At 70.7% G+C, this 10,997-nt stretch carries 10 protein-coding genes; 8 read left to right on the forward strand and 2 right to left on the reverse strand.

Translation table 11 applies throughout. The features are described 5' to 3' along the window. Positions 1-250 precede the first annotated feature (250 nt). Positions 251-1,243, reverse strand: a complete 993-nt coding sequence (locus ACFY0K_RS19985; RefSeq protein ID WP_390640931.1) for a DUF5937 family protein — start codon at positions 1,241-1,243, stop codon at positions 251-253. Positions 1,244-1,331: 88 nt separating this feature from the next. Between ACFY0K_RS19985 and ACFY0K_RS19990 the strand changes: the two genes are divergently transcribed. From ACFY0K_RS19990 to ACFY0K_RS20005, 4 genes are all read left to right on the forward strand, one after another. After that, complete coding sequence (locus tag ACFY0K_RS19990) at positions 1,332-2,534, forward strand: MFS transporter (RefSeq protein WP_390640932.1); 1,203 nt, start codon at positions 1,332-1,334, stop codon at positions 2,532-2,534. Positions 2,535-2,633: 99 nt separating this feature from the next. Next, the gene (locus tag ACFY0K_RS19995) at positions 2,634-3,143 is read left to right on the forward strand and encodes a MarR family winged helix-turn-helix transcriptional regulator (protein WP_382717549.1); all 510 of its coding nucleotides are present in this window, start codon (positions 2,634-2,636) and stop codon (positions 3,141-3,143) included. Between the two features lie 66 nt (positions 3,144-3,209). After that, the gene (locus ACFY0K_RS20000; RefSeq protein WP_351962290.1) at positions 3,210-3,554 is read left to right on the forward strand and encodes a DUF3817 domain-containing protein; all 345 of its coding nucleotides are present in this window, start codon (positions 3,210-3,212) and stop codon (positions 3,552-3,554) included. Between the two features lie 91 nt (positions 3,555-3,645). Beyond that, the gene (locus ACFY0K_RS20005; protein ID WP_390640933.1) at positions 3,646-5,346 is read left to right on the forward strand and encodes a methylmalonyl-CoA mutase; all 1,701 of its coding nucleotides are present in this window, start codon (positions 3,646-3,648) and stop codon (positions 5,344-5,346) included. 59 nt (positions 5,347-5,405) lie between these two features. On the opposite strand, the gene ACFY0K_RS20010 is transcribed toward ACFY0K_RS20005, so the two are convergent. Then, positions 5,406-6,203 (reverse strand): TetR/AcrR family transcriptional regulator, encoded by a 798-nt coding sequence (locus tag ACFY0K_RS20010; protein WP_390640934.1) that lies wholly within the window; start codon positions 6,201-6,203, stop codon positions 5,406-5,408. A 232-nt stretch (positions 6,204-6,435) separates the two neighbouring features. Here ACFY0K_RS20010 and ACFY0K_RS20015 point away from each other — a divergent pair, with 232 nt between their 5' ends. The 4 genes from ACFY0K_RS20015 to ACFY0K_RS20030 all read left to right on the forward strand — a co-directional run bounded on the left by ACFY0K_RS20015 (position 6,436) and on the right by ACFY0K_RS20030 (position 10,788). Then, positions 6,436-7,410: a tetratricopeptide repeat protein gene (locus ACFY0K_RS20015; protein WP_390640935.1), complete on the forward strand. Its 975-nt coding sequence runs from the start codon at positions 6,436-6,438 to the stop codon at positions 7,408-7,410. Between the two features lie 644 nt (positions 7,411-8,054). Next, positions 8,055-8,702: a DUF6230 family protein gene (locus ACFY0K_RS20020; protein ID WP_390640936.1), complete on the forward strand. Its 648-nt coding sequence runs from the start codon at positions 8,055-8,057 to the stop codon at positions 8,700-8,702. Positions 8,703-8,843: 141 nt separating this feature from the next. Then, positions 8,844-9,428, forward strand: a complete 585-nt coding sequence (locus ACFY0K_RS20025) for a DUF6114 domain-containing protein (RefSeq protein ID WP_382717564.1) — start codon at positions 8,844-8,846, stop codon at positions 9,426-9,428. Continuing rightward, positions 9,418-10,788 (forward strand): hypothetical protein, encoded by a 1,371-nt coding sequence (locus tag ACFY0K_RS20030; RefSeq protein WP_390640937.1) that lies wholly within the window; start codon positions 9,418-9,420, stop codon positions 10,786-10,788. The genes ACFY0K_RS20025 and ACFY0K_RS20030 overlap by 11 nt, the downstream gene beginning before the upstream one ends. Positions 10,789-10,997: the final 209 nt, after the last annotated feature.

The following is a 10,997-nucleotide window of genomic DNA, read 5'->3' on the forward strand; positions in this document are numbered from 1 at the left end:
GATGTGCCGTCTGCCGTCTGCCGTCTGCTGTCTGCGGCGCCGTCGTGGCTGGTCGCGCAGTTCCCCGCGCCCCTTCGGGGGCGCTGTCGGAGTGCAGCGGGTTTCGACGGAACTGCTGGAGTGTGTCTGTCGTGTGCGGTGCCGTCGTGGCTGGTCGCGCAGTTCCCCGCGCCCCTTCGGGGGCGCTGTCGGAGTGCAGAGGGTTTCGAACGGGGGCGCTGTCGGACCGCGGCGGATTTGGGCGGACTCGCTAGAACCGTTGTGGGCCCGATGCCAGGGCGATGCCGAGTGGGGTTCGTTCGTACAGCACCTGGTGGCCGTAGCGGTGTGAGGTCAGGAGGCCCGCGTTGCGCAGGGCCGTCAGGTGGGCGGAGACCGAGGAGGGGGCGAGGCGCAGCCGGTGGGCGAGGGCGGTGGTGGTGGCCGGGTCGGCGAGGGCGGCCAGGACCGTGGCGCGGCCCCTGCCCAGCAGCCGTACCAGCACGTCGGGCGTGGCCGCGGCCGGGTCGGTCCACAGGCCGCCGATGCCGCGGGCCGGGTAGACCACCGTGGGCCGGGCCGGGGGCTCGAAGGTGCTGATCACGTCCGGCCAGGTGAAGACGCTCGGCATCAGCACCAGGCCCTGCCCGCCCAGCCGCCGCTCGTACGCGCCGCCGGGCGAGGCCACGGTCAGCGTGCCGGACCGCCAGCCGAACCGGTGGTGGATCTCCGGCAGCAGCCCGCCCAGGCCGACCTCCGCGAGCCGCCGGGAGTGGAAGGCGACGTCCGCCTCCAGCAGGGCGCGCAGCCGGGGCCAGTCCGGGGCCAGCAGGACCCGCCAGGCCTCCTCCAGCGCGTCCGTCACCTCCCGGACCAGGCGCGGCGGATCGGCCAGCCAGGCCCGGCCGGTCGCCGACTCCAGCGCGCCCGGCGTGTCCGCGAGCGAGCGCGCGGTGTCCGCCCGGGCCGTCTCCGGGTCGACCGCCCGCAGGGTCGCCAGCTCCTCCTCGACGGAGGCCGCCGGACCGGTCGGCGGTGCCACCAGCCAGTCGGGCGAGTGGCCGCGCCGTGGCATCAGCAGCCACAGGGGGGCCAGGTCGAGCCCGGCCGCCACCGTCCTGATCCGCCGCAGCCAGGGCGCGTGATAGCCGTGCCGGTCCGGCCGCCGCAGCGTGCGGACCGCCCCCTGCGTCTCCCACAGCGGCGAGACGGCGAACCGGCACCGCAGGAAGTCGTCCTCGTCGAAGTGGAGGTGGGAGGGCATGGCGGGACCGTTCCGGGGCGGAGGGAGGAAGATTCGGCTGGTGCCGAAACTCTAAGCGGTGGGCCCGGGCACGGGCACCCTGCCGTCCATGTCCGCGCCTGCTCTCCCGGGAACCGCCGGCTACGGCCGGGTCCTCGCCGTGCCCGAGTTCCGTGCCGTCTTCGCCGCCCACGTGCTGTCCATGCTCGGCGTGATCGTCAGCGAGATCGCGCTGTCCGTGCTGGTCTACGACCTCACCGGATCACCCCTGCTCAGCGCCCTGACCTTTGCGCTGGGCTTCCTGCCCTACCTGGTCGGCGGCACACTGCTGGCCCCGGTCGCCGACCGGTTCCCGGCCCGCCGGGTGCTGGTGGTGTGCGACCTGGTGTGCGCGGGGTGCGTCGTCGTGATGGCGGTCCCCGGAACCGGCATCGGGGTGCTGCTCGGGCTGCGCTGCGCCCTCGCCGTCGTCTCGCCGGTGTTCGCCGGCACCCGGATGGCGACCCTCTCCGACATCCTCGGCGGCGGCGACCTGTTCGTGCTCGGCCGGTCCCTGCTGCGGATCGTCGCGCAGAGCGCCCTGCTGGTGGGCTACGGCCTCGGCGGACTGCTCCTCGCCGCCCTCACCCCGCGGCACGCCCTGCTGATCACCGTCGGCACCTTCGTCGCCTCGGCCGCCCTGCTCCGCCTCGGCACCCGGCGCCGCCCCGCCCGCGCGCGGGCCCGGGAACGCGGCGGCACCCGGCAGCTGCTCGCCGACCGCCGCATCCGCCTGCTGCTGCTCCTCTTCTGGGTGCCGGCGATGTTCGCCGTCGTCCCCGAGGCGCTCGCCGCCCCCTACGCCGACGCGCTCGGCTCCGGGTCCCCGGGGCTCGGCCTGCTGATGTGCGCGCTGCCGGTCGGCACCGTCGCCGGGGAGCTGTACGCCGGCGCCCGGCTCGGCCCGGCCGCCCGGGAGCGGATCGCCCTGCCGCTGGTCTGCCTCACCCTGCTGCCGTACCTCGGGTACGCCCTGCACCCGTCCCTCGCGCTCTCGCTGCTGCTCCTGCTGGCGGCGGGGGCCGGGTCGGCGTACACGCTGGGCCTTGACCAGTGGTTCGTACGGGCCGTGCCCGAGGAGCTGCGCGGCCGGGCCATGACCGTGCTCAGCGCCGGGCTGATGACCCTGCAGGGGGTCGGCATGACGCTGGCGGGGCTGGCGGCGGAGGCCGTGGGGGTGCGGGCGGCCGTGGCGGGCGCCGGGGTGGTGGGGGTGGTGTGCTGCTGCGGTCTGGCGGTGGCGGTCCGGCGGTTGTCGCGGCCGAGGTCGTAGCGGCCCGCCGACCCGCCCCGCCGGAGGCGACCGAGCCGGAGGTGACCGAAAGCCGAGACAGGGCTGACCGCTATATGACCGGCCGGTAGGGTCGGTGACGTGCCCAAGCCACTCAGTCTCCCCTTCGACCCCATCGCCCGTGCCGACGACCTCTGGAAGCAGCGCTGGGGAAGCGTCCCGTCGATGGCCGCGATCACGTCGATCATGCGGGCCCAGCAGATCCTGCTGGCCGAGGTCGACGCGGTGGTCAAGCCGTACGGGCTGACGTTCGCGCGCTACGAGGCGCTGGTGCTGCTCACCTTCTCCAAGGCCGGCGAGCTGCCGATGTCGAAGATCGGCGAGCGGCTGATGGTGCACCCGACCTCGGTGACGAACACCGTCGACCGGCTGGTGAAGTCCGGTCTGGTCGACAAGCGGCCCAACCCCAACGACGGGCGCGGCACGCTCGCCACGATCACCGAGAAGGGCCGCCAGGTCGTCGAGGCGGCCACCCGCGACCTGATGGCGATGGACTTCGGGCTCGGGGTGTACGACGCCGAGGAGTGCGGGGAGATCTTCGCGATGCTGCGGCCGCTGCGGGTCGCCGCGAACGACTTCGACGAGGACTGAACGCACCCCGCGCACAGGAGTGACCCGGGGCAAGATCTCCCGGAACGGGTGGTTACGCTCGTCCCCATGAAAAAGAGCGTGCTGACCCGCTACCGCGTCCTGGCCTACGTCACCGGTGTGCTGCTGGTGCTGCTGTGCCTGAGCATGATCGCCAAGTACGGGCTGGACATCAACGGTGCGGCCGACGTCACGCGCGTCGTCGCCATCGCGCACGGCTGGCTCTACGTCGTCTACCTGGTCTTCGCCTTCGACCTGGGCTCCAAGGCGAAGTGGCCGGTCGGCAAGCAGCTGTGGGTGCTGCTGGCGGGCACCATCCCGACCGCCGCCTTCTTCGTGGAGCGCAAGGTCACCCGCGAGCTGGACGCCAAGGTCACCGAGGGTTCTCCGGTGGCCGCGAAGGTCCAGGCCTAGGCCACAGGCCCCCGGGCCGTACCGCCGTACGGACACCCGTGCGGCGGTGCCCCCATCGACTTTTACTAGGACGTCCTAGTAAATTCGAACCATGGACGCTGACGCCATCGAGGAGGGCCGCCGACGCTGGCAGGCCCGTTACGACGCGGCCCGCAAGCGGGACGCCGACTTCACCACGCTCTCCGGGGACCCCGTGGAGCCGGTGTACGGGCCCCGACCAGGGGACACTTACGAGGGATTCGACCGGATCGGCTGGCCGGGGGAGTACCCCTTCACGCGCGGCCTGTATCCGACCGGCTACCGCGGGCGGACCTGGACCATCCGCCAGTTCGCCGGGTTCGGCAACGCCGAGCAGACCAACGAGCGCTACAAGATGATCCTCGCCAACGGCGGCGGCGGTCTCTCCGTGGCCTTCGACATGCCCACCCTCATGGGCCGGGACTCCGACGACGGGCGCTCGCTCGGCGAGGTCGGGCACTGCGGGGTCGCCATCGACTCCGCCGCCGACATGGAGGTCCTCTTCAAGGACATCCCCCTCGGCGACGTCACGACCTCCATGACGATCAGCGGGCCCGCCGTGCCCGTCTTCTGCATGTACCTCGTCGCCGCCGAACGGCAGGGCGTCGACCCGTCGGTCCTCAACGGCACCCTCCAGACCGACATCTTCAAGGAGTACATCGCCCAGAAGGAGTGGCTGTTCCAGCCCGAACCCCATCTGCGGCTGATCGGCGACCTGATGGAGTACTGCGCCGCCGGCATCCCCGCGTACAAGCCGCTCTCCGTCTCCGGCTACCACATCCGCGAGGCGGGCGCGACGGCCGCGCAGGAGCTCGCCTACACGCTCGCGGACGGCTTCGGCTACGTCGAACTGGGGCTCTCCCGCGGCCTCGACGTGGACGTCTTCGCCCCCGGCCTCTCCTTCTTCTTCGACGCGCACGTCGACTTCTTCGAGGAGATCGCCAAGTTCCGTGCCGCGCGCCGGATCTGGGCGCGGTGGATGCGGGACGTCTACGGCTCCCGGTCGGACAAGGCGCAGTGGCTGCGCTTCCACACCCAGACCGCCGGTGTCTCGCTGACCGCGCAGCAGCCGTACAACAACGTGGTGCGGACGGCCGTGGAGGCGCTGGCGGCGGTGCTCGGCGGCACCAACTCGCTGCACACCAACGCCCTGGACGAGACCCTCGCCCTGCCGAGCGAGCAGGCCGCCGAGATCGCGCTGCGCACCCAGCAGGTGCTCATGGAGGAGACCGGGGTCGCCAACGTGGCGGACCCGCTGGGCGGTTCCTGGTACATCGAGCAGCTCACCGACAGGATCGAGGCCGACGCCGAGAAGATCTTCGACCAGATCAAGGAGCGGGGGCTGCGCGCCCATCCGGACGGGCGGCACCCGATCGGGCCGGTCACGTCCGGAATCCTGCGGGGCATCGAGGACGGCTGGTTCACGGGGGAGATCGCCGAGTCGGCCTTCCAGTACCAGCAGGCGCTGGAGAAGGGCGACAAGCGGGTCGTCGGCGTCAACGTCCACACCGGGTCCGTCACCGGCGACCTGGAGATCCTCCGCGTCTCGCACGAGGTCGAGCGGGAGCAGGTACGGGCGCTGGGCGCACGCCGCGCGGCGCGGGACGAGGGCGCGGTGCGTGCCGCCCTGGACGCGATGCTGGCCGCTGCGCGGGGCGGGTCCAACATGATCGAGCCGATGCTGGAGGCGGTACGGGCCGAGGCGACCCTGGGTGAGATCTGCGGGGTGCTGCGGGACGAGTGGGGGGTGTACACGGAGCCGGCGGGGTTCTAGCCGCGTACCGCCGCGTACCGCCGCGTACCAGGGGGCTCCGCCCCCTGGACCCCCGGTACCTATGCCCACCCACCACCCGACTCGGTCGGCCGGGAAGCGGGCGTCCCGGCCGGCTCGGTCCGCTGGGAAGTGGCCGTCCCGGCCGGCTCGGTTCGCCGGGAAGTGGGTGCTCCACCCGGCTCGGTTCGCCGGGAAGTGGCCGATCCGGCCTGCTCGGTCGGCCGGGACGTGGGTGCCGCGGTCGGCTCGGCGGCGAGGCCGAGGAGCAGGACGCGGGTGAAGTCGCGCACCCACTCCTCGTCCGCCGGCTTGCCGCTCACCAGGGTGCGGTGGACCACCGCACCCGCCACCATGTCGAAGATGAGGTCCACCGTGCGGGCCGCCTCCTCCGGGTCCGGCTCGGAGGGGAGTTCGCCCCGGCACTGCGCACGGGCCCGGCCCTCCAGGACCAGCCGCTTCTGGCGGTCCACGATGGACGCGCGGATACGTTCCCGCAGTGCGTCGTCGCGGGTCGACTCGGCGACCGCCGCCATCAGGCCGCTGCGGGCCTCCGGGCGGTCCAGGATCGCCGCGAACTGCAGCACGACGCCCTCGATGTCGTTCGCCAGGCTGCCGCGGTCGGGGAGTTCGAGTTCGTCGAAGAGTTCCGCCACCGCGTCGACGACGAGTTCGTTCTTGCCCGCCCAGCGGCGGTAGAGAGTCGTTTTTGCAACCCCGGCCCGCGTGGCCACGTCTCCCAGAGTGAGCTTGGACCAGCCCAGTTCGACCAGTGCCTGCCGCGTCGCCTCCAGGATCGCGGCGTCCGCGGCGGCGCTGCGCGGGCGGCCGGTACGTCCGGCGGGGGTGCGGCTCTGCATCCCACGACCATAACCGGGGTTTCCTGTGCTGCCGTGAGGGAGATCACCGGAAAGTGGTGTCGCGCGGGTCCCGGATGGCATTACGCTACGGGTCGTAGCGAAAGCTCGTGGCTGACCGCACGGGCGACGACCATGGCGTGGGGTGGGGACCCGGCGCCGCTGAAGCACACAGGTTCGGCCCGGCTTTCACAACGCTTTTCACACACGCGCGGGAACGGGGGAGGATAGACGCATGCAGCCACGGAACATGTCCATGAGCGGCGTCGTCGACCTCGCCGCGGTCAAGGCGGCCCAGGAGGCCAAGGCCAAGGCCGAGCAGGCGCGCGCCGAAGCGGCCCGGCACGGTGGTGCCGGTGCCGTCTCCCCGGCCGACCTGGTCATCGACGTCGACGAAGCCGGCTTCGAGCGCGATGTCCTGCAGCGGTCCGCCGAAGTCCCTGTAGTCATCGACTTCTGGGCCGAGTGGTGTCAGCCCTGCAAGCAGCTGAGCCCGGTCCTGGAGCGCCTCGCCGTCGAGTACAACGGCCGCTTCCTGCTGGCGAAGATCGACGTCGACGCCAACCAGATGCTGATGCAGCAGTTCGGGATCCAGGGGATCCCGGCGGTGTTCGCCGTCGTCGCCGGGCAGGCGCTGCCGCTCTTCCAGGGCGCGGCCGGCGAGGAACAGATCCGCGGGACGCTGGACCAGCTGGTGCAGGTCGCCGAGGAGCGGTTCGGGCTGACCGGCCTCGTCGTCGACCCCGACGCGGAGCCGGGCGCCCAGGCCGTGCCCGCCGCGGCGCCCGCGGGCCCGTACGACGCCCTCCTGGAGGCGGCCGTCCAGGCGCTGGACGCGGGCGACTTCGGCGGTGCGGTCCAGGCGTACAAGAACGTGCTGAGCGACGACCCGGCCAACAGCGAGGCCAAGCTGGGGCTGGCGCAGGCCGAGTTGCTCCAGCGGGTGCAGGGGATGGACCCGCAGCAGGTGCGCAGGGACGCGGCCGAGAAGCCGGCCGACGCCGGGGCGCAGATCGCGGCCGCCGACCTGGATCTGGTGGGCGGGCATGTCGAGGACGCCTTCGGGCGGCTGATCGAGACCGTGCAGCGGACGGCCGGGGACGACCGGGATGCCGTACGGCGGCGGCTTCTTGAGCTCTTCGAGGTCGTGGGCACCGACGACCCGCGGGTGGTGGGAGCGCGCAGGGCGTTGGCGCGCGCGCTCTTCTAGACAACGATCTGGACACAGGGCTGACCAGTAGCTAAACGTCACGTCCTGTGATGCCGGAGTGAAAGATTTGCCGAGGCGGGGCCACGGCGGCCGCTCTTTACCAAATCTTGGTAATCGCGGCCGCTGTTACTCGGAGTAAATCAGGGCGGTTGGTCTGTCTGGTTTCGTCCACTGATCAACTGTTTTGCTCTGCCCCTGAATGCCACCCAGAGTCGCTCTCCGAGACCGGTGGGTCGTCCTTCGGTTATCCGGCCGTTACTACCGAGTAACGAAGCCCCTTGTGCGGGCGGCGAGAATGCACCACGATCGGCGACGCTCGGTCCATTCCCGTACCCCGACAGCCAATCGGGCCGCGGGTTCATCTGGGTCCCCACCGAGCAGAGTCGGCGGCAGTGACGCCGGCTCTTGGGCAGGGGGGTCTTCGCCTCACCGCGAAGCCTGTCCAGCAAGGTTGTGCGTGATGCGTGTCAGGCGCGACCAGTGGTTGTCGCTCGGGGGTGATCGCCGGTGATCGAGGTGCGTTCGTGCCTCCGAGTACGGGCGCTCCCCTTCCGAGGACGTAGCACTTCTCCCATCCCTGCCCGGCTGAGCCGCCGTTGGGGGCGATACCGGGCCAGGAGATGTACGTCCGAGAAGGAGGAAATATGGAGTCCCAGGTGCGTGGCGGGACCAGATGGAAGCGGTTCGCTGTGGTCATGGTGCCCAGCGTCGCCGCCACGGCGTGTATAGGTGTCGCCCTCGCGCAGGGCGCTCTCGCCGCGTCGTTCAGTGTGTCGGGCCAGCAGTTCAAGGTCACGGCCGACTCGCTGGAAGGTGACGGCTTCGTTCAGTACGGCGCCGTGGACTCGGGTGTCACCCTCGCCGGTGACAAGACGATCCACCCGGTGGCGGTCTCGGCGTTCAACAGCGCGACCATCACCAACCTGTGCCAGTCCGTGGTCACGCCGAACGTACCGATCTTCGGGAACGTCAGCCTGATCCTGCACGCGGGCACCGACGCGAAGAAGCCGGTCGAGGCTACCAAGCTGTACATCGACCTCGATGACCTGAGCGCCGACGCGACGTTCACCAACATCAACATCGGTGTCGCGGCCGGCAGCTCGAACAAGGGTCCCGGCATCAAGAACGACGAGGCCAAGGCCGGCCTGACGAACCCGAACGGGTTCGCGCAGGAGGCGGACCACGCCTCGCTGTCCGGCGTGAAGCAGACGGCGTGGGCCACCACTGCCGGAACCTTCAAGCTGAGCGGTCTGCACATGTCGATCTCGACGAAGGGAGCGGAGTGCTACTAAGCGCTCCGTGACGGGCGGGGGCGCCGAAGGTACCCCCGCCCTCCACCTTCTTCCCACGGTCTTCACACGCGGTACAAGGAAACATCACCGCACCACACAGCATCACCACCACAGCAACGCCGCACCAGGGAGCTGTTTTCCATGAGCGCCGAGACTCCTGCCGCACCCGGCCAGTTCACCCGCCGGAGGCTGCAGTTCCGCTCCTGGCGGGGCACGCGGCCGTTCTGGGCCGGTTTGTACATCCTGCTCGCCGGTTTCCCGATCATGTACTTCCCGTACGCGCATCTCCAGATCGGCAACCTCACGGTGGCGATGGCGACCACCGCAGGCGCCGGGTCCCTGATCATCGGCGTGCTGCTCGTCGTCCTGGGCATCAGCCTCTGGTACCAGAAGCACATCCGCACGTTCGCGGGAATCGCCGCGATCCTGCTGGCGCTGGTGTCCCTCCCCGTGTCCAACTTCGGTGGCTTCGTCATGGGCTTCCTGTTCGCCCTCGTGGGCGGAGCGATGGCCGTGGCCTGGTCTCCGGGTGCGCCTCCGAAGCCGCAGCCGGAGGGCGAGATCCCGCCGGCCGGGGACGGTGCCCCGGAGGAGGCCGTCTACTACCCGGGGCCGGACGGCGCGAGCGATGGGGGTACCTCACAGGGCCTGGCGCCGCTGGGGGAGAACGACCTGTCAGGAACGAGCCCGGTGAACGGGGCGAACGGGAGGCACAGTGCCGGCTGACGAGGTGACCCACGGGACTGATGTGGACGAGTCCCGTGTGAGAACCGGGCCGCGGCATGCGGCGCCCAGGAAGCCGCTGTTCACCAGGTTCCACATGCCGGCGGGCAAGGCGATCGCCTCCGTGGCGATGCCGACGGCCGTCCTCATGGGCTTCGGGTTCACGTCCTCGCTCGCGATCGCCGACACCAACAGCACGTCGTCGGCGTCCTCGAAGAGCCTGGCCGAGGACTACAAGAACTGCGTCTCCGCCCTGGACTCGGCGTCGCCCTCCGCGTCGGCGAGCGACAAGGCCACGGACTCGGCCTCGCCGTCGGCGACGGCGTCGGACGGCGCCAAGGACTCGACGTCGTCGGGCAAGTCGTCTTCGTCGGATTCAGGTTCCGGCGACGCGGCCACGCCGACGCCGTCCGCGTCCAAGTCGTCGTCCTCGTCCTCGTCCGATTCGGGCTCGTCGGGGTCCTCCGGTTCATCGGACTCCGGCAGCACGGCGACCCCGTCGCCGTCGGCCTCCGCGAGCAGCAGCAGCGATGGCGGCCTGCTGGGCTCGATCGGCGACGCGATCGGCAGCATCCTGAGCGGCGGCAGCACGACGAGTTCGTCCTCGTCGGACTCCACCGCGAGCGCCACCCCCTCGCCGTCGGCGTCCGCGTCCTCGGACTCGTCCTCCTCCTCCTCCTCGTCGTCCTCGTCGAGCAAGGACAGCGGCTCCGACACCGTGTCCAAGACCGTCAAGAAGGTCACGGACACCGTGAAGGACACCACCGACACGGCGACCAAGGCGGCCGGCCAGGTCACCAAGGACGTCACCAAGGCGGCCGGGGACGCCGCGTCCAGCGCCTCGCCGAGCCCGTCCGCGAGCTCCAGCACGTCGGCCGACGACTGCAAGGCCGCCACCGAAGACGTGAGCGGTGTCGACAACAAGGTCGCGGTCGCGGACGACCCCTGGTACCTGAGCGCCAGCTCGCTGACGCTGAAGAGCGCCGACTACCAGGGCATCGTCGAGGTGAAGACGGCCAGCGGCAAGACGAAGAAGGTGCTGAAGTACGTCATCTCGGGCGGCACCGACATCGGTGACCTGCACCAGACGGTCAAGGACACGACCATCGGCAAGACCTACCACGTGCAGGCGGCCTCCGGTTCGAAGTCCACGATCACCGGCGGCGCCACGACGATGTACACGGAGTCCATCTCCGGCAACCTCTTCGGCCTGATCCCGATCACGTTCGACGTGAACAACCCGCCGCCGCTGAACATCCCGCTGATCTACTTCACCAACGTCAAGGTCACCCAGGCCGCCCAGTTCGGCGGCACCCTGCACGTGCCCGGGATGCACGTCTACACGACCGACGGAACCAGCTGAGCGTCACCACAGACCCGTCCGGGAGCCGCAAGAGGGCCGTGCCCCGCCGAGTAACGACTCGGCGGGGCACGGTCGTGTTCGGCACCCCGCGGGGTGAGAGGTCGATCTCAAAGGGAAAACAAAGCGCCTTTATTGGTTTCTTAAAAAGCCCCGGCCTGGCAGGATGATCGCGTTCCCGGGGGAGGGGGCGGGGGTGGCGTGTCGACCGC

The sequence above is a fragment of the Streptomyces sp. NPDC001507 genome, from assembly GCF_042894765.1.
Lineage (GTDB): Bacteria > Actinomycetota > Actinomycetes > Streptomycetales > Streptomycetaceae > Streptomyces.

What these genes read in the sequence shown, in the direction of transcription:
- ACFY0K_RS19985 (WP_390640931.1), bottom strand. Translation starts at nt 1,243, where the DNA reads ATGCCCTCCCACCTCCACTTCGACGAGGACGACTTCCTGCGGTGCCGG.
- ACFY0K_RS19990 (WP_390640932.1), top strand. Translation starts at nt 1,332, where the DNA reads ATGTCCGCGCCTGCTCTCCCGGGAACCGCCGGCTACGGCCGGGTCCTC.
- ACFY0K_RS20000 (WP_351962290.1), top strand. Translation starts at nt 3,210, where the DNA reads ATGAAAAAGAGCGTGCTGACCCGCTACCGCGTCCTGGCCTACGTCACC.
- ACFY0K_RS20005 (WP_390640933.1), top strand. Translation starts at nt 3,646, where the DNA reads ATGGACGCTGACGCCATCGAGGAGGGCCGCCGACGCTGGCAGGCCCGT.
- ACFY0K_RS20010 (WP_390640934.1), bottom strand. Translation starts at nt 6,203, where the DNA reads ATGCAGAGCCGCACCCCCGCCGGACGTACCGGCCGCCCGCGCAGCGCC.
- ACFY0K_RS20015 (WP_390640935.1), top strand. Translation starts at nt 6,436, where the DNA reads ATGCAGCCACGGAACATGTCCATGAGCGGCGTCGTCGACCTCGCCGCG.
- ACFY0K_RS20020 (WP_390640936.1), top strand. Translation starts at nt 8,055, where the DNA reads ATGGAGTCCCAGGTGCGTGGCGGGACCAGATGGAAGCGGTTCGCTGTG.
- ACFY0K_RS20025 (WP_382717564.1), top strand. Translation starts at nt 8,844, where the DNA reads ATGAGCGCCGAGACTCCTGCCGCACCCGGCCAGTTCACCCGCCGGAGG.